Below are 17321 nucleotides of genomic sequence, written 5' to 3' on the forward strand. Positions count from 1 at the left end.
TGTCGCGGTGAGGGTGACGGTGAGTTGTCCCATGCCGTGGGGGAGTTTGCGGGTGCGGACCTTGCGGCGGGTTTCGGCGTCGCGGCGGGCGCGGGCGGCCCAGTCGGCGTCGTCTTCGATGAGCAGGCGGTCGATTTCGGTGCCCAGTGGTGTGGGGGCGAGTCGGCGGGCGGCGGCGAGGATGGCCTCGTCGAGGCGTTGGAGTGCGGCGCCGGTGGCGGCGCGGGTGCGTTCGTCGATGACTCGGATCTTGCTCAGGGGCAGTTCGCCTGTGGTGAAGGCGGCGCGGACGTCGGGGAGTCGGACGAGGGTGTAGCCGAGGCGGATGTAGGTGTTGACGGCTTGGTGGCTGATGGAGAGTTGGAGGGCGATTTCGGCGACGGCGGATCGGTGTGCGGTCTCGGAGTCGAACATGGTGCCGGGTGCTCGGTGGGCGTAGGTGGCGCGGGAGGTGGTGTAGTTCATGATCTGGGCGATCAGGTTCGCGGCGGCGGCGTTCTCGGTGCGGGCGGTGTCGCTGATCTCGGTGAGGAGGGATCGTTCGTGGTCGGTGAGGGGTGTGTGTTCTGCTGTTGCGCTCATCGCGACCACCCCCCCGTGAGTTCGAATGTGTGTTCGAGTCTACCTCCGGTTGTGAAGTGTGGCAACCACGTTCATCTCGTGCGACCTTCGGCTGCGAGCTCCGCCAACGCCGCGAGCGCGAGACCGGCCTTCGCTACTGGTACGAGCAGGTGGTCGTGGTGGAACCCGGCAATCACGTTGCAGCTGATGCCAGCCGCGGTGAGTCGGGCACTCACTGCCGCGGTCAGCCCGATTGCGTCGAGCGCGGAGTGTGCGCGCAGCGTGATCCATGCGGCCTCGAAGTCGTAGTGCCAGCCGTGGTTGTCCGCCACGGCTTTCGTCACCACCAGCGTGGTGCCTTCGTCTTCGACGACGGTCGCCTCCGCGCAGACCTGGTCCGGTTCCAGGACCGAGACGAACACATAGGTGCCGGCGCGTCTGACCGGACTCATCGAGGAGAGCAGGACGTCGAGGTCGCGTTCACCGGACATGGGTTCGACGATGTCACAGTGTGTGGGTACTCATCGCGGCATGGACGAGCCCGAACCGGGCGGCCCGCGTCGTCCCGCTGTGGTCGAACGGCGACTGATTCCGGGGTCAGAATCGGTGGCGGGCGGCGCTCAGGTCCACCCTGCCGTCGTTGATCGGTACACCCTCCAACGCCAGCTTCGAGATCTGCCGGTGCGCGAGATGCGGCGCGGGCCGACCCGACGCCGGGACCACCCGATGCCAGGGCAGGTCGGAGCTGTCGGTGCGCATGATCCAGCCGACCGTCCGCGGGCTCGACAGTCCGGCCGCGGCCGCGATGTCGCCGTACGTGGCGACCCTGCCCGGCGGGATCGACGCGACCAGCTCGCGCACCCGCTCGACCTGATCCTCGGTGGTCGCGGCCACCTACAGCAGCTTCTCGATCAGCGCGGCCACCTCCGCGGGCCGCGACTGCGCCACCATGTGGTCGACGTCCATCTCGACAACGGTCAGCCGGTCGCCGAGCCGTTCGGTCAGCGCGCCGCGCAACTCTGCGCTCACGTACGGCGGCTGCACACGCATCGCCTGCACGAGCACGGTGGGCAGGTCCGCGGGCGGAACCACGATCGGGCGCGCGAGCTCGCCCCAGGACGCGACTACAGCGGGCACCGCGTACCGCCAGCCGACCCGGCCGCCCTCGAGCTGAATCAGGTGCTCGGCGATCTCCGCGTCCAGCACCTCGTCGGGGACGTCGGCCCACGCGCCGTGCACCTTCTCCGACCTCGCCTCCGCGGCATCGGTGTAGTCCGGGTAGCGCACCGTCAGGTCCGCGATCTCCAGCAACTTCGCGGGATCGAGTGCCATCGCCGGGTCGAGCAGGAGCAGTGCCCGCACTCGCTCGGGTGCCCGGGCTGCCAGGTGCAGGGCGATGGTGCCGCCGAACGAGTGCCCGACCAGCACGACCGGTTCGCGGGCCTCGGCCTCGAGCAGTTCGACGAGGCTGTCCACCTGGTTGTCGATCGACCACGGCGGCGCCCAGGTCGATCGGCCGTGACCCCGCAGGTCGGGGGCGAGCATCCGCACCTGCGGCAGGTATCCGTCCGCCAGGTGCTGCCAGCGTTGCCCGTGCCCGGTCATCCCGTGCAGCGCGAGGACCGGGGGTCCGTCCACCGGGCCGTATCTATGGATCTCGAGGTCCGCCACGACCGCCATCTTGCCCGATCGGCGCGAGACCGATGTGCGGGCGGCGGCGTTGTCGGTGCCCCGTGGTGGAATGCCTGCCATGACGGACGCGGAGGGACAGGACAGGGTGCAGCGGTCGGGCGCGACCCTGGTCCGTCGCGCGCCAGAAGCCGCGGCGCCGCGAGTATGGGGCGCCGACGCCGCGCGGATCGCGGCCGAGGTGCCCGGCCGGTCGGCTCGGCGACCGTGGCAGGTGCTCGGAGGTCCCGGCACGGGTAAGACCTCGCTACTGGTCGACCTCGCGGTGTCCCGGATCGCCGGACCGGACGGGGACCCGGAATCGGTTCTGGTGCTGACACATTCACGCAAGGCAGCGACCGCGGTCCGGGAGGCGATCACGGCGGGACTGCTCGGCGCCGGATCCTCACGCGCCACCCGCGAGCCGCTGGTGCGCACCGTGCACTCCTACGCGTTCGCTGTGCTGCGCTTGCAGGCCGCCGCGCATTCGAACCCCCCGCCGCGGCTGATCACCGGCGCCGAGCAGGACGCGGTACTGCGCGAGATGCTGCGCGGCGACGTCGAGGACGGAGCCGGCCAGTGGCCCGAGCGGCTGCGACCCGCGCTGCCCATGGCCGGGTTCGCCGTCGAATTGCGTGACCTGATGCTGCGCGCGGGCGAACGCGGGATCGGCCCGGAGGACCTGGTCAAGCTGGGCCACGACCACCATCGGCCGGAATGGGTCGCCGCGGGCAAGTTCGCCACCCGCTACGAGCAGGTGACGCTCCTGCGTGGTGCCGTCGGCGTGGAAGCCCCGGAGGCGACGGCCCCCGCCCTCGACGCGGCGGAGCTGGTCGGTGCGGCGCTGTCCGCCTTCGCCACCGATCCTGACCTGCTCGCCCGCGAACGTGCGCGCGTGCGGTACCTGTTCGTCGACGACGCCCAACATCTCGACCCGCAGGCAGCCGAACTGATCCGACTGCTCGGGCGGGGCGCGGACCTGGCGGTCGTCGCCGGTGACCCCGACCAGTCCGTGTTCGGTTTCCGCGGTGCGGACTCGCGGTTCCTGACGGACCTCGCCGAGGCCGGGTCCGACCGGCAGGTCGTGCTCGACACCAACTTCCGTAACGCCGAACGCATCTCGGAGATCACCGGGGCGATCGCGGCCCGGCTGCCCGGACTGCCGCCGCACCGCGGTGCGATCGTCCGACCAGCCGAGGGCGGCGAGGTGGGCGAGGCGCAGGTGGCAGTGCTCGGCACCCCGGGCAAGGAATCCGCCCTGATCGCCGACACCCTGCGGCGGGCGCACCTGCGAGACGGAGTGCCGTGGTCCCGGATGGCGGTGATCGTGCGGTCGGTCCCGCGGGCGTTGGCGCCGCTGCGCAGGGCATTGCTGTCGGCGGGTGTGCCCGTCACCACCGCATCATCCGAACTGCCTCTCGCCCGACAGCATTCGGTCGGTGGACTGCTCCTCGTGCTCCGCGCGGTCGCCGGCGGGACGTTCACCGGCGAGGACGCCCTCGCGCTGGTGTCCGGCCCGGTCGGTGGGGCGGACCCGGTGACGCTGCGGCGACTCCGGCGCGGACTGCGCCGGGTCGAGCTCGCGACCGGCGGCGAGCGGGACTCGGCGGAACTGCTGCGCGTGCTGATCGCGGAGGGCGAACAGGCGCACCAGGATCTGGTCGGCAAGCTCACCGACGGCGAATTCGCCGCGCTGCGGCGCGTACTCACCATCCTCACCAGGGCCAGGAAGGCCCACCGCGACGGTCGCGGCGTGGAGAACGTCCTGTGGGCCTGCTGGCAGGCCACCGGCCTGGAGAAGCGGTGGGCTGCCGCCTCCGCGCGTGGCGGTCCGATCGGGGCGCAGGCCGATCGCGACCTCGACGCAGTGGTCGCGCTGTTCGACGCGGCGGCCAACTATGTCGACCGGCTACCCCGCTCCACCCTCGCTGGCTTCGTGGAATACCTTGCCGACCAAGAGATCCCGAGCGACCCGCGGAATGTCGCTGCGGTGCCCGGCGAGGCGGTCGCGGTGCTCAGTGCGCACTCCGCGGCGGGCCGCGAGTGGGATGTCGTGGTGGTCGCCGGCGTGCAGGAGGGTCTGTGGCCCGGCTTGCGGGCGCGCGGGACGTTGCTCGGCACCGAGGCGCTGGTCGACCTCACCGCCGGTGTTGTCGATCCCTCGCCGGGCGGCGGCACGACGCTCTCTCGCACCGCGCCCCTGCTCGCCGAGGAACGACGCCTGTTCCTGCTCGCCTGCAGCCGGGCCCGGCGCACCCTGCTCGTCACGGCCGTGCGGTCGGCCGTCGGCGACGCCGACCTGGTTCAGTCCCGGTTCGTGGACGAACTGCTCGGCCGCGGGGATGTCGAGGGCGAGCTCGGGGACTCGGACTCGTGGCCGGAACCCGTGCTCCCGAGCCGGGTGCTGGCACTACCGTCGCTGATCGCCGAATTACGCAGGGTCGTGTGCGATCCCGAGCTGGCGGACACCGACCCGCAGGCGCAGGCGCGCGCCGCGAAGCAGCTTGCCCGCCTGGCGCGCGCCGGCGTGCGCGGCGCGCACCCCGAGCACTGGTACGGCGTCGGCGGCGCCAGCTCCGAGGCACCGCTCTGGGAGCTCGAGGACGGCCCGGTCCCGCTGTCGCCGTCGACGATCGAGCAGCTCGACGCGTGCCCTCTCCGCTGGGCGCTCGAACGGCACGGCGGCACCGACGGCGAGAACACCCATGCGGTCACCGGAACCCTGGTGCACACGCTGGTACAGGCGGTTGCCGGCAAGATGCCGCCCGAGCAGGTCCGGCAGGCGCTCGCCACCGCCTGGGACGCGGTCGACCTCGGCTCGCAGTGGTACTCGCGGCGCGAGATGGACCGCACCGCGCAGATGATCGACTCGTTCTCCGAGTGGCTGCGGTCGACTCGCGGTGAGCTCACCGAGGTCGGGGTGGAGGTTGCGGTGGACGGGGTGCTCGAGCCCCGCGGGCCCGGCGAACCGTCGATCCGGTTGCGCGGCCGCATCGACCGGCTCGAGCACGACCAGGACGGTCGGCCGGTGATCGTGGACGTCAAGACCGCGCGCTCACCGGTGAGCAAGGAGGCTGCCGAGCAGCACGCCCAGCTGGCGACCTACCAGGTCGCAGCGTTGGCCGGCGCGATCGACGGCGAACCCCCGGCGAAGTCCGGCGGCGCCCGACTGGTGTTCGTAGCCAAGCCGAGTCGCAAGGAGGGCGCCACCCAACGCCTGCAAGCGCCGCTCACCGAGGAGTCCGAGGAGCAGTGGCTCGACGCGGTCCACGCAGCCGCCGCGGCGACCCGCGGGCCGCAGTTCATGGCAAAGCCGAACGACGGCTGCCGGCACTGCCCGGTGACGTCGAGTTGCCCGGCTCAGGAGACAGGACGGCAGGTGACCGGCCTGTGACGACGCGACAGGTGCGGGTCACGCCTGCGGAACTCGCGGCCGCGCTCGGTCAGTTCCCGCCGACCGAGGAGCAGGAAGCGGTGATCGCCGCACCGCTCGGACCGACGCTCGTGGTGGCGGGCGCCGGGGCAGGCAAGACCGAGACGATGGCAGCGCGCGTGGTGTGGCTGGTGGCCAACGGACTGGTCGACCCCGAGCAGGTGCTCGGGCTCACTTTCACGCGCAAGGCCGCTCAGCAGCTGACCAGCCGGATCCGGCAACGTCTTGCGCGCCTTGCCGGTTCGCCGTTGCTGCGCACCCTCGACCCCAGTGGTCAGCTGCGCGGGCGAATCCTCTCGGGCGAACCGGAGGTCAGCACCTACCACTCGTATGCCGGACGGCTGCTCACCGAGCACGGACTGCTGCTGCCGATGGAGCCGTCCGCGGAACTGCTCTCCGAGACCGCGTTGTGGCAGCTGGCGTACCGGGTGGTCAGTTCGTGGGACGGCGACCTCGACACCGACCGCAACCCGACCTCGCTGACCGAGGCTGTCCTCGCGCTGTCCGGTCAGCTCGCCGAGCACCTCGTCGAACCCGACGACCTGCGCGAGGCGCACACGGAGTTGGACAAGCTGATCCACACCCTGCCCGCGGGCCCGCGTCAACGCGGCGGGCCGAAGAAGGACCTGCTCGACATCCTCGACACCCAGCACGAGCGGATCGCACTGCTGCCGCTGGTGCAGCGGGTGTCCGAGGCGTTGCGCCGCGAGGGCGCACTCGACTTCGGCAGTCAGATGTCGCTGTCCGCGCGGGTGGCAGCCGAGCATCCCGAGGTCGGGCGGTCCGAGCGGGGGCGGTTCCGGGTGGTGCTGCTCGACGAGTACCAGGACACCGGACACGCCCAACGGGTACTGCTGTCCTCGCTGTTCGGTGGCGGTGAGGACGGCGGACTGGCGCTCACCGCGGTGGGCGATCCGATGCAGTCCATCTACGGCTGGCGCGGCGCGTCGGCGGCGAACCTGCCACGCTTCGCCACCGACTTCCCGCTCCCGGACGGAACGCCCGCGCCGCGACTCGAGCTGCTCACCAGTTGGCGGAACCCGGCGGAGGCGTTGATTCTCGCGAACGCGGTCTCCGCACCGTTGCGCGAGCGGGGTGTGCCCGTGCAGGAGCTGCGACCCAAGCCGGGTGCCGAACCCGGGGACATCAGGCTCGCCCTCGCGGAAGACGTGGAACGCGAACGGGACTGGGTTGCCGAGCGGATCGCCGCCGACTACGCCGCGGCCCGCGACCGGGGCGAGGACCCGCCGACCGCAGCGGTCCTGATCCGCCGCAACGCCGACGCGGCGCCCGTCGCGGCCGCGCTGCGCCGACGCGGACTGCCCGTCGAGGTGGTCGGTCTCGGTGGGCTGCTGCACATCCCGGAGGTCGCCGACGTCATCGCGATGCTGCGCCTGGTTGCGGACCCGCTCGCGGGCAGCGCGGCGATGCGGGTGCTCACCGGTGCCCGCTGGCAACTCGGCGTGTCCGACCTCGCCGCGCTGTGGCGGCGGGCGCGTGAGCTGGCGATCGGTGCGACCCGCGGCACCGCGGGCGCGGTGACCGACGCGGCGAGCCTGGACCAGGCGCTGGAGGCGGCCCTGCCCGGTGAGCATGCCGAGCTGGCCGGCCTCGCCGACGCCATCGCGGACCCAGGCCGGGCTGGGCGCTACTCGACGCTCGGCTACGCCCGAATCGGCGCGCTCGCGGCGGAATTGGCCTCGCTGCGCGAGCGGATCGGCCAGCCGTTGACCGAACTGGTCGCGGAGGTGGAGCGGGTGCTCGGCATCGGCATCGAGGCGCAGGCCCGCCTGCCCTGGAGTCGCGACGGCGGGGCCGGCCGCGAACATCTCGACGCATTTGCCGACGCGGTGGCGGGGTACGCCCGCAACCCGTCGGCCACGCTGACCGGACTGCTCGCGTTCCTGTCCGCCGCAGAAACCGTCGAGAAGGGGCTCGCGCCAGGCGAGGTCGAGGTCGCGAAGGACCGGGTGCAGGTGCTGACCGTGCACTCCGCCAAGGGGCTCGAATGGGAGGTCGTCGCGGTGCCGCACGTGGTCGGCGGGGTGTTCCCCTCCACCACGGCATCGGGGAGTTGGCTCGGCGCGGTTGCCGAACTGCCGCCGTCGCTGCGCGGGGACCGCGCACACGAGGGTGACGGCGCGGACGGAGTTCCGGTGCTCGACCTCGAGGACGTATGCGATCGCAAGGACCTCGAGGACGCGCTGACCGCGCACAAGGACGCGTTGACCCGCCGCAAGCTCGACGAGGACAGGCGCCTGTTCTACGTGGCACTGACGCGGACCGAACGTGCCCTCTACGTCTCCGGCCACCAGTGGTCGGAGACGGGGTCCACACCGAAGGGCCCGTCGGAGTTCCTGATCGAGATGCGTGCCCTGGTCGACGCCGCTGAGGCGGAGGGTCGGCCGATCGGGGTGGTGGAACAGTGGGCGCCGGACCCGGAGGCGGACGCGGAGAACCCGCTGACGGCGGAGCCGGTGACGGCGCTGTGGCCGCAGGATCCGTTGGGGGAGAGGCGTGCCGGGGTCGTCCGCGGCGCGCAGCTCGTGCTCGACGCGCTCGCCGCACCCGAGGCCGCCGACGCGACCGAGGACGATCCGGAGGGCTGGGCGGCGGACGTCGAGGCGCTGCTCGTCGAGCGCGCACGGCGGGCGGCCGCGCGTGCGGAGGTCGCGCTGCCGACCCAGTTGTCGGTCAGTCAACTGGTCGACCTCGCCGCCTCCCCGGACGAGCTCGCGGCCCGGCTGCGTCGACCGCTACCCTTCTCGCCGAACCCGTTGGCGCGCAGGGGAACCGCATTCCACGCCTGGATCGAGCGCAGGTTCGGGGCAACCCGACTGCTGGACATCGACGAGTTGCCGGGCGCGGCGGACGTGGACGGGGCAGGCGACGACGACCTTGCCGCACTGCAGGACGCGTTCCTGCGGTCGGCGTGGGCCAATCGCAGCCCCGTCGAGGTGGAGGTGCCGTTCGAGACGTCTATCGCGGGCACGGTCGTGCGGGGTCGGATCGATGCCGTCTTCGCCGACCCGGACGGCGGCTGGACGGTGATCGACTGGAAGACCGGGGCCGAACCCTCCGCGGCGAACGAGCACGCGGTCGCCATGCAGCTGGCCGCGTACCGGTTGGCCTGGGCCGAGTTGATGTCGGCGCGCGCGGCTGCACGCGGGCAGGAGCCGATTGCGGTCGACCGGGTGCGCGCAGCATTCCACTACGTGCGGACCGGACGGACGATCGCGCCCTCGGACTTGCCGGACGCGCCCGAGTTGATCGCGCTGATCGAATCGGCGGGCGCGAGTTCCGCCGGGAGCTGACCTCAGGCCGCGTCGCGTCGGACCTTCAGCGCCGCGGCGATCAACGGAATCTGCAACGGCAGGCGCGCGACTCCGAGGATCTTCAGGGGCAACGGAGTCGAGCTCCGGCCGAGCCAGTCGACCGCCATCTGCACGTTGGCCGGGAACACCGCGACGAACAGCGCGGCAGCGAGAGTGCCGCCGAGCCGGCGCGTCCGCGGAATGGCGATTGCGGTGCCGACCGCGAGTTCGGCCACCCCGGAGGCGTAGGTGTACGTCCGAGCATCACCGGGAAGTTGCCTCGGCACTATCGCGTCGAACGGCTTCGGATTGACGAAATGCAGGGCGCCCGCGCCGAGGAGGATCGCCGACAGTCCGGTGCTGGGAGTGATTGCCATGCCTCGACGGTACTGGTGTGTTGGGGGGATCGGGGTTGTGCAGCAACGTCGGCAGGCGTCGAATGGAACGCATGGATCCGGAGGAGCGCTTCTCCGCGCTGGTCGACCATTTCGAGGGGGCACCCGGTGTCACGGCCCCCGGAGTTGGCGGCACGCGCGGCTTCGGCTCCGCGGCCCTGAAGGTCAACGGTTCGATATTCGCGATGCTCTCGCACGGCCGACTGGTGGTGAAACTGCCACGCGAGCGGGTCGTATCGCTGATCGCGGACGGGGTGGGGTCGCCCTACGACGCGGGCAAGGGTGTGCCCATGAAGGAGTGGATGAGCGTAGCCGGCGGCACCGACGAATTGTGGCGTGCATTGGGCCGCGAGGCGCTCGACTTCGTCGGCGCGCGGCGCCGTTGATCGGTCTGGGCCGCCGCGCGTCCGCGGCTCGGTTAGGCTCCCAGCCGATGTCTGCGAACTGGAAACGCCCTCATGGCCGGTAAATTGCGTGCGCGCCTGCGGGATCAGGAGAACTTGACCGAGCGACCCGACTTCGCCCTGGTGAACGTCGTACGGATTCCGGAGTTGGTCCGCAGTCCGTTCCAGATGATCTTCCGGCGCGTGATGATGGCCGTCGCGGTCCTGATGCTCGCAGTCTTCGTCGTCTACCTCGATCGTGGTGGGTACAAGGACGCGCAGGACAACGAACTGTCGTTCCTGGACTGCCTCTACTATGCGACGGTCTCGCTCTCGACCACCGGCTACGGCGACGTCACCCCGATCACCCCGAGCGCTCGACTGATCAACGTCATATTGATCACCCCACTGCGGGTGCTCTTCCTCATCATCCTGATCAGCACCACCATGGCCGCGCTCACCGAGCGATCGCGCCAGGCATTCAAGATCCAGCGTTGGAGGCACGCCGTGCGCAATCACACCGTCGTCGTCGGTTACGGCACCAAGGGCCGGACCGCGGTCGACGCCATGCTCGGTGACGACATCAAGCCGTCCGAGATCGTCGTCGTCGACACGGACCAGACCGCGCTCGACTCCGCCGCGGCGCTCGGCCTGGTCACCGTGCTCGGTTCGGCAACCAAGTCGGACGTGCTGCGGCTGGCGGGTGTCCAGAACGCGGCCTCGGTCATCGTCGCGACCAACCGCGACGACACCGCGGTGCTCGTCACGCTGACCGCGCGCGAGGTCGGGCCGAAGGCGAAGATCGTCGCCGCGATCCGCGAGACCGACAACTCGCACCTGCTGCGTCAGTCGGGCGCCGACTCGGTGGTGGTCTCCTCGGAGACCGCGGGCCGGCTGCTCGGCATCGCCAGGACCACCCCCACCGTCGTGGAGATGGTCGAGGACCTGCTCACGCCGGAGGCCGGGTTCGCGATCGCCGAGCGCGAGGTCGAGCGGGACGAGATCGGCGGGTCGCCGCGGCACCTGTCCGACATCGTCCTCGGCGTCGTGCGTGACGGCCGGCTGGTCCGGGTGGGTTCGCCGGAGGTCGACGCGGTCGAGGAGAACGACCGCCTGCTCTACATCCGCCGCGTCAGCAACTAGTCCTAGGGTTGCTGACGTGCCTCACTTCGAAATGACCGAACTGCCCCTGCTGTCGCGGTCGGCCCTCGACCGGGCGGAGGAGTTGCGCGGTGACGCGGATGCGCTGCGCGCCGGCTGGCGCGATGCCTCCGTGCTGCGCGTCAATCATCGCGGACAGGCCCGGATCGAGGGCGCGGAGCTCGTGCTGGAACCGGCCTCGGGCCTCGGCGATGAGCCGCTACCGGGCGCGGTGTTTCTCGGCCGGCGCGACGGCCGTCACCTGTGGGCGGTGCGGGTCACGGCGCTGACCGGTGAACTCGGTGACCTCCGGCTGATCGGGCACCGGCTCGACGATTCGAGCGCGGGCCTACTGACCACGGCCGTCGCGGTGCTGAACTGGCACGACAGTGCCGGTTTCAGTTCGATCGACGGCGCGCCGACCACTCCGACGATCTCCGGCTGGTCGCGGCACAGCACCAGCACCGGGCACGAGGAGTTTCCGCGCACCGACCCGGCAGTCATCTGCCTCGTACACGACGGTGCCGACCGGGTACTCCTGGCACGGGGGCCGAGCTGGCCGGAACGCCGATTCTCCGTGCTCGCCGGCTTCGTGGAGGCGGGCGAGTCGCTCGAGGCGTGTGTGGCTCGCGAGATCGCCGAGGAGGTCGGGCTTGTGGTCCGGGACGTGCGCTACCTGGGTAGTCAGCCCTGGCCGTTCCCGCGGTCGGTGATGATCGGTTTCTCCGCGGTCGGTGACCCGGATGCCCCGCTGACCTTCGCGGACGGCGAGATCGTGGAGGCACACTGGTTCGGCCGGGACGAGGTGCGGGCGGCGCTCGCCGCGGGCGACTGGACCTCGACCTCGGACGCGCGACTGCTCGTCCCGGGTTCGGTGTCCATCGCCCGCGGCATGCTCGAGGCGTGGGCCAAGTAGAGGCGTGGGGCCAAGTAGTTAGAGACCCAGCGCCTTCTTGACGTCGACGAGGGTCGGGTTCGTGGCGGTGCTGCCGTCGGCGAACTTGACGGTCGGGACGACGTGGTTGCCGCCGTTCACGCTGCCGACGAACTCGGCGGAGGCGGGATCGTCCTCGATGTCGATCTCGATGTAGCCGATACCGGACTCGTCGAGCTGCTTCTTGAGTCGGCGGCAGTACCCGCACCAGGTGGTCGAGTAGATGGTCAGGGCGGTGTCGGTGTCTGTAACGGTCACGGCGCATACAACACCACGACCGGCGCGAATTGTTCCGTGCGGCTGCGAGCGCTGTCGGTGGTCCCTGCGATGATGGGTGCCATGTCAGCCGACGCAACAGGACTTGACCCGCAGCAGTCGGCCGCCGTGCTCGCCCCCCGCGGGCCGGTGTGTGTGCTCGCCGGCGCCGGCACCGGCAAGACACGCACCATCACGCGCCGGATCGCGCACCTCGTCGCGGGCGGGCACGTCTCCGCCGGGCAGGTGCTCGCGGTCACCTTCACCGCGCGGGCCGCGGGGGAGATGCGGGCGCGGCTGCGCACCCTCGGCATCGGTGAGGGTGCGAGTCAGGTGCAGGCCCGAACCTTCCACGCCGCGGCGCTGCGGCAGCTGCGCTACTTCTGGCCGCAGGTCGTCGGTGACACCCAGTGGGACCTGCTGGACCGCAAGTTCGCGATCGTCGCGCAGGCGGCGAACCGGGTGGGCCTGTCCACCAGTACCGAGAGTGTGCGCGACCTCGCGAGCGAGATCGAGTGGTCGAAGGCGTCCCTGATCGCGCCCGAGGACTACCCGGTCGCGGCGGCCCGGACCCGGCGCGAACCGCCCGCGGACGCGAGCAAGGTCGCCGACGTCTACGCCGCCTACGAGGCGCTCAAGGTTCGCGACGGCGCCATGCTGCTGGACTTCGACGACCTGTTGCTGCACACCGCGGCGGCGCTGGAAGAGCACTCGACCGTCGCCGAGGAATTCCGGGACCGCTACCGCTGCTTCGTCGTCGACGAGTACCAGGACGTGACGCCCCTGCAGCAGCGGGTGCTGGACGCGTGGCTCGGCGAACGCGACGACCTGACCGTCGTCGGCGACGCGAACCAGACCATCTACTCCTTCACCGGCGCGACCCCGCGCTACCTGCTGGACTTCTCGCGGCGGTTCCCCGAGGCCACCGTCGTCCGGCTCGAACGCGACTATCGGTCGACCCCGGAGGTCGTCTCGCTCGCCAACCAGGTGATCGGTGCCGCCCGCGGCCGGATCGCCGGGACCCGACTGCAGCTGATCGGCCAGCGACCGTCCGGTCCGGAGCCGGAGTTCGCGGAGTTCGACGACGAGCCGGCGGAGGCCGCCGCGGTCGCGAAGTCGATCGCCAAGCTCATCGCGAACGGCACCCCCGCCGCGGAGATCGCGGTGCTCTACCGGATCAACGCCCAGTCCGAGGTACACGAGCAGGCGCTGACCGAACTCGACATCCCGTTCCAGGTCCGTGGCGGGGAGGGGTTCTTCACCCGGCCCGAGGTCCGGCAGGCGGTCTCGGCACTGCGGCAGACGGCGTCGCGGGCGGATCTGCCCGAGGGGGCCGATCGTGGGCCGGCACTGATCACCCTGGTCAAGGCGGTCCTGGTGCCGATGGGTCTCACCGATGCCGAGCCGGCGGGTGCCCAGGCGCGGGAACGGTGGGCCTCGCTCGGCGCATTGGTTGCACTGACCGAGGAGTTGCTCACCCACGAGCCGGACCTCGACTTGGCAGGCCTGCTGCGCGACCTCGCCGCCCGTGCGGAGGCTCGGCACCCACCGACCGTGCAGGGTGTGACCCTCGCGTCGCTGCACGCGGCCAAGGGCCTCGAGTGGGATGCGGTGTTCCTGGTCGGGGTCACCGACGGCACGCTGCCGATCGCACACGTGCTCGGCGACAGCAAGAGCGCACCCGACGAGGCCGGCATCGAGGAGGAGCGTCGGCTGCTGTACGTCGGCGTCACCCGTGCGCGTGAGCACCTGCAGTTGTCGTGGGCGCTGGCCCGCAACGAGGGCGGTCGCAAGTCTCGCCGGCGCTCCCGCTTCCTGCACGGCCTCGTTCCGGAGGACTCGCCCGCCTCCCGGATCGCGGCGCCCGCGCCGCAGAAGAAGCGACCGCGCTGCCGGGTGTGCGGCAAGCAGCTGCTCGGCACCGCGGCGACGATGCTCGGGCGTTGCGAGACCTGCCCGTCGAACCTCGACGCCGCGTTGTTCGACGCCCTCAAGGCCTGGCGGTCCGCCAAGTCCAAGGAGCTGAAGGTCCCGGCGTACGTGGTGTTCAGTGACACCACGCTGACCGCGATCGCCGAGCAACAACCGCGCGACGATCGCGCATTGGTGACGATTCCGGGGATCGGAGCGAAGAAACTCGAACGGTTCGGAGCGGACGTACTCGCGGTAGTCCGCGGGGATGATCCGGTCGCCACGGCACAGGCGTCGCTCATCGAGGACGTGTAACCGCAGGTCAAAAATGGGTTGTGCGGTCCGCGGGAGACCGCATACCCTGGTTTCCGACGCGGTGAGCTTCGGCTTGTCGCAGTGGTACCCCGAAGGAACGACAGTCCGCACGAACGAGAGGGAGGTGATTGGCCATGATCGATTGGAACGGCAGCGCGCAGGGCGTCGCAGCGACCACTCGTATCGCTCCCGCCGCTCACCTGCCCGCGGCAGCGTGGTCGGTGGCGCCCAAGCGCGTCGATCGCCATCGCGCAGCAGACGCAGCAGCTCTCTCGTCCGTGCCCAGGAGTAGACACCGAGTCACCACTCGGTAGGAACCTCTCCTTCCTCTCGGCCACGGACGCACCAGCGGACCGTGGCCTTTTTGTTTTCGAGCACCCGCTCCAGGCCCGGCTACAGGTTCGCACCACTTTCCTGTTTCCAATCCAGAGCCAAAGGAGCACGACGTGTCTACCGCGACAGTCGCCAACCCCATCGAGCCGACGGTGATCCGCCCTGTGCGTCGCGAGTTGCCCTGCCGCGCCGACAACCCCGACCTCTGGTTCGGCGAGACCCCCGCCGAACTCGAGCAGGCCAAGACCCTGTGTGGGCAGTGCCCGGTCCGCGCCCGCTGCCTCAGCGCCGCGCTCGACCGCGCCGAGCCGTGGGGGGTGTGGGGCGGCGAGATCCTCGAGCAGGGCGTCGTCATCGCCCGTAAGCGTCCCCGCGGCCGTCCCCGGAAGGTGGCGGTGTGTGCGTGAGGTCGTAGTCGACGACGACGGCGGCGTGATCGCTCATCCGTCGGTCCGGTGACGGTTCGCGGTCGGTGCCCGCGGCGACGGCAGCCCGGGCGAGCCGCGGCGTCGCGAGGTGGTAGTCGATGCGCCAGCCGACGTCGCCGACGAACGACTGGCCCAGCCACGACCACCAGGTGTACGGCCCGTCGGTGTCCGGATGCCGGCCGCGGACGACGTCGACGAGCGTGCGTGGGGACAGGATCGAGTCGAACCACTCACGTTCCTCGGGGAGGAAACCTTCCATCTGGTTGCTGCGCCGCCAGTTCCGTACGTCGTAGCGGGTGTGGGCGATGTTGAGGTCGCCCATGAGCAGAAATTCCCGGCCGCGGGCGCGGGCGTCCCGGCGTGAGCGTGTCAGCTGACGTGCGAAGGCGTCGAGGAAGCGCATCTTGCGTTCGTAGCGGGCGCCGCCGTCCGGCGCCTCCCGCATCCGCCCCGGCTTCTGGAGGTGCGCGGGGAGGCCGCCCTTGGGCAGGTACAGCGAGGCGACCGTGATCGGCGCGTCCGCGAGGTCCACCTCGAGGTAGCGGCCCTGATTCGCGAACTCGCGCAGTCCCCGGGCCAGCGGAGTCGGCTCGAGTTCGACTGTGTCGGTGTGAGTTTCACCGGGTGCCCGCAGCAGTGCGGTGCCGGTCCAGGTGCGCACCGACTCGGGTGCGTGCCGAGTCAGGACGGCGACACCGTTGCGTCCGGCGAGGGTGCCCTCGTCGTAGGCGAGGTGGTACGGGCCGAACACGCCGTGGGGAATAGCGGATGCCCGGGCCCGGACCTCCTGCAGCGCCACCACATCCGGATCGCGCTCGCGCAGCCACTGTTCGAATCCCCGTCGCTGCGCAGCTCGGATGCCGTTGACGTTGAAGGTCGCGATCCGCACGATCGCACAGTGTAGGTGCAGTGCCGAGCTACTCCGCGCGCCGCACGTCCTCGGTGAAGCCGGGCAGCCACTGCGTCAGGATCCCCATGTACGGCGCCTCGGCGTCGAGTTGGGCGCAGATGCCGACCGAGCCGAGAAGCACGCGGAAGATCATCACGTACTCGGCGGGCAGGTTCAGAGCGCGGGCGGTGCGGAACTGGGCGGAGGAGAAGTCGGTTGCCGTGCCGGCCGCACGCTGCAGCCACGCCCGCGTGAAGTGAAACGACTCGGTGTGGATGGGATCGGTGAAGGGGCGCAGGTAGTTCGCGATCTCCTCGTCGGTCACCTTCTTGCCGGGGAGCACGAAACCGTTGGCGCGCAACAGTTCTGTCAGCTCCTCGAAACGTTCCTCGAGCGCCAGCCGGACCATTCGGCCGAGGACCGGGGGCAGCCCGCCGGGCATCGGGGCGCACGCGCCGTAGTCGAGCACACCGAGCCGGCCGTCGGCCAGCATCATGAAGTTGCCGGGGTGCGGATCGCTGTGCAGCAGGCCGACCCGCGCGGGCGAGGCGAAGTGGAACTCGGCGAGCAACGCGCCGGCGTTGTTGCGCTGGTCCACGGTGCCGCCGCTGATGATCGCCGACAGCGGGGTCGCGGACATCCACTCGGTGATCACCACCTTGGGTGCGCTCGCGATCACCCGCGGGATGGCGAACTTCGCGTCGCCGTCGAACGCCGTCGCGAAGGCGCGCTGGTTGTTCGCCTCGATGCGGTAGTCCAGTTCGTCCTCGGTCCGTGCGCTCAGTTCGTCGAGGACGGGCTTGACGTCGGCACCCGGCATCACGGAACTGAACAGCCCGGCGAGCCGGGAGAGCGTCTTCAGGTCCGCGCGCAGCGCCTCGTCCGCCCCCGGGTACTGCACCTTCACCGCCACGTCGCGGCCGTCCGACCACACCGCCCGGTGCACCTGCCCGATGCTCGCCGAAGCGGTGGGCGCGTCGTCGAAGCTGCTGAAACGCTCCCGCCAGCGGGTGCCGAGCTGCTCGTCGAGGACGCGATGCACCTTCCGCGCGGGCAGTGGCGGCGCCTCCGCCTGCAGCTTGGTCAATGCGTCCCGGTAAGGCTCGGCGAACTCCTCCGGGACTGCGGCCTCCATCACGCTCAGGGCCTGCCCGAGCTTCATCGCGCCACCCTTGAGCTCCCCGAGCACGGTGAACAGCTGCTCGGCGGCCTGCTGAGTCAGTTTCGCGTCGATCTCGTCGCGGTCCCCACCGGCGAGCTTGCGTCCGAATCCGACCGCCGCGCGCCCGGCGATCCCCAGCGGAATGCTCGCGAGTTTGGCGGTCCGGGCGGAGCTGCGGCGGGGGATGTCAGGCACGTCCC

General features: G+C 70.9%; 15 protein-coding genes. 7 read left to right on the top strand and 8 right to left on the bottom strand.

The genetic code is table 11. From position 1 onward, the window contains the following. The 4 genes from FK531_RS06655 to FK531_RS06670 all read right to left on the bottom strand — a co-directional run. Positions 1-582 (bottom strand): DUF222 domain-containing protein (locus tag FK531_RS06655; protein ID WP_142096753.1); only part of this gene is annotated, 582 nt, incomplete at its 3' end. Positions 583-653: 71 nt separating this feature from the next. Beyond that, positions 654-1052 (bottom strand): ACT domain-containing protein, encoded by a 399-nt coding sequence (locus tag FK531_RS06660; protein WP_142096756.1) that lies wholly within the window; start codon positions 1050-1052, stop codon positions 654-656. 106 nt (positions 1053-1158) lie between these two features. Next, positions 1159-1455: an MGMT family protein gene (locus tag FK531_RS06665; protein ID WP_142096760.1), complete on the bottom strand. Its 297-nt coding sequence runs from the start codon at positions 1453-1455 to the stop codon at positions 1159-1161. Continuing rightward, complete coding sequence (locus FK531_RS06670) at positions 1456-2241, bottom strand: alpha/beta hydrolase (protein WP_142098099.1); 786 nt, start codon at positions 2239-2241, stop codon at positions 1456-1458. Positions 2242-2311: 70 nt separating this feature from the next. On the opposite strand from FK531_RS06670, the gene FK531_RS06675 reads away from it, so the two are divergent. Both FK531_RS06675 and FK531_RS06680 read left to right on the top strand, forming a co-directional pair. Further along, a complete protein-coding gene (locus FK531_RS06675) occupies positions 2312-5623 on the top strand; it encodes an ATP-dependent helicase (protein ID WP_142096762.1) in 3312 nt (1103 codons plus the stop codon). Further along, positions 5620-8976 carry an ATP-dependent helicase gene (locus tag FK531_RS06680; RefSeq protein ID WP_142096766.1) on the top strand — a complete coding sequence of 1119 codons (3357 nt, stop codon included), beginning with the start codon at positions 5620-5622 and terminating at the stop codon, positions 8974-8976. The genes FK531_RS06675 and FK531_RS06680 overlap by 4 nt, the downstream gene beginning before the upstream one ends. 2 nt (positions 8977-8978) lie before the next feature. On the opposite strand, the gene FK531_RS06685 is transcribed toward FK531_RS06680, so the two are convergent. Next, entirely contained in the window at positions 8979-9353 is a 375-nt protein-coding gene (locus tag FK531_RS06685) for a DoxX family protein (RefSeq protein WP_142096769.1), read from the bottom strand. A gap of 71 nt (positions 9354-9424) precedes the next feature. On the opposite strand from FK531_RS06685, the gene FK531_RS06690 reads away from it, so the two are divergent. The 3 genes from FK531_RS06690 to nudC all read left to right on the top strand — a co-directional run bounded on the left by FK531_RS06690 (position 9425) and on the right by nudC (position 11810). After that, a complete protein-coding gene (locus FK531_RS06690; protein WP_142096772.1) occupies positions 9425-9757 on the top strand; it encodes a hypothetical protein in 333 nt (110 codons plus the stop codon). A 72-nt stretch (positions 9758-9829) separates the two neighbouring features. Further along, a complete protein-coding gene (locus tag FK531_RS06695) occupies positions 9830-10897 on the top strand; it encodes a potassium channel family protein (RefSeq protein WP_142096775.1) in 1068 nt (355 codons plus the stop codon). 31 nt (positions 10898-10928) lie between these two features. Beyond that, positions 10929-11810: an NAD(+) diphosphatase gene (nudC, locus tag FK531_RS06700; RefSeq protein ID WP_435531034.1), complete on the top strand. Its 882-nt coding sequence runs from the start codon at positions 10929-10931 to the stop codon at positions 11808-11810. Between the two features lie 18 nt (positions 11811-11828). Here the strand turns inward: nudC and FK531_RS06705 are convergent, their stop codons facing one another. Further along, complete coding sequence (locus FK531_RS06705; protein WP_142096781.1) at positions 11829-12086, bottom strand: mycoredoxin; 258 nt, start codon at positions 12084-12086, stop codon at positions 11829-11831. A gap of 69 nt (positions 12087-12155) precedes the next feature. Here FK531_RS06705 and FK531_RS06710 point away from each other — a divergent pair, with 69 nt between their 5' ends. Both FK531_RS06710 and FK531_RS06715 read left to right on the top strand, forming a co-directional pair. Beyond that, on the top strand, positions 12156-14309 hold the full coding sequence (locus FK531_RS06710) for an ATP-dependent DNA helicase UvrD2 (protein ID WP_142098102.1): 2154 nt from the start codon (positions 12156-12158) through the stop codon (positions 14307-14309). 446 nt (positions 14310-14755) lie between these two features. Further along, on the top strand, positions 14756-15049 hold the full coding sequence (locus FK531_RS06715) for a WhiB family transcriptional regulator (protein WP_142096784.1): 294 nt from the start codon (positions 14756-14758) through the stop codon (positions 15047-15049). Here FK531_RS06715 and FK531_RS06720 read toward each other — a convergent pair. Then, positions 14994-15959 (bottom strand): exodeoxyribonuclease III, encoded by a 966-nt coding sequence (locus FK531_RS06720; RefSeq protein ID WP_142096787.1) that lies wholly within the window; start codon positions 15957-15959, stop codon positions 14994-14996. The genes FK531_RS06715 and FK531_RS06720 overlap by 56 nt on opposite strands. 28 nt (positions 15960-15987) lie before the next feature. Further along, complete coding sequence (locus FK531_RS06725) at positions 15988-17316, bottom strand: ABC1 kinase family protein (protein WP_142096790.1); 1329 nt, start codon at positions 17314-17316, stop codon at positions 15988-15990. Positions 17317-17321: the final 5 nt, after the last annotated feature.

The sequence above is a fragment of the Rhodococcus spelaei genome (genome assembly GCF_006704125.1).
In the GTDB taxonomy this organism is placed as follows: Bacteria; Actinomycetota; Actinomycetes; order Mycobacteriales; family Mycobacteriaceae; genus Rhodococcus_G; species Rhodococcus_G spelaei.

Coding starts and splice junctions, on each gene's coding strand:
- FK531_RS06660 (WP_142096756.1), bottom strand. CDS start 1,052: ATGTCCGGTGAACGCGACCTCGACGTCCTGCTCTCCTCGATGAGTCCG.
- FK531_RS06670 (WP_142098099.1), bottom strand. CDS start 2,241: ATGGCGGTCGTGGCGGACCTCGAGATCCATAGATACGGCCCGGTGGAC.
- FK531_RS06675 (WP_142096762.1), top strand. CDS start 2,312: ATGACGGACGCGGAGGGACAGGACAGGGTGCAGCGGTCGGGCGCGACC.
- FK531_RS06685 (WP_142096769.1), bottom strand. CDS start 9,353: ATGGCAATCACTCCCAGCACCGGACTGTCGGCGATCCTCCTCGGCGCG.
- FK531_RS06690 (WP_142096772.1), top strand. CDS start 9,425: ATGGATCCGGAGGAGCGCTTCTCCGCGCTGGTCGACCATTTCGAGGGG.
- FK531_RS06695 (WP_142096775.1), top strand. CDS start 9,830: ATGGCCGGTAAATTGCGTGCGCGCCTGCGGGATCAGGAGAACTTGACC.
- nudC (WP_435531034.1), top strand. CDS start 10,929: ATGACCGAACTGCCCCTGCTGTCGCGGTCGGCCCTCGACCGGGCGGAG.
- FK531_RS06710 (WP_142098102.1), top strand. CDS start 12,156: ATGATGGGTGCCATGTCAGCCGACGCAACAGGACTTGACCCGCAGCAG.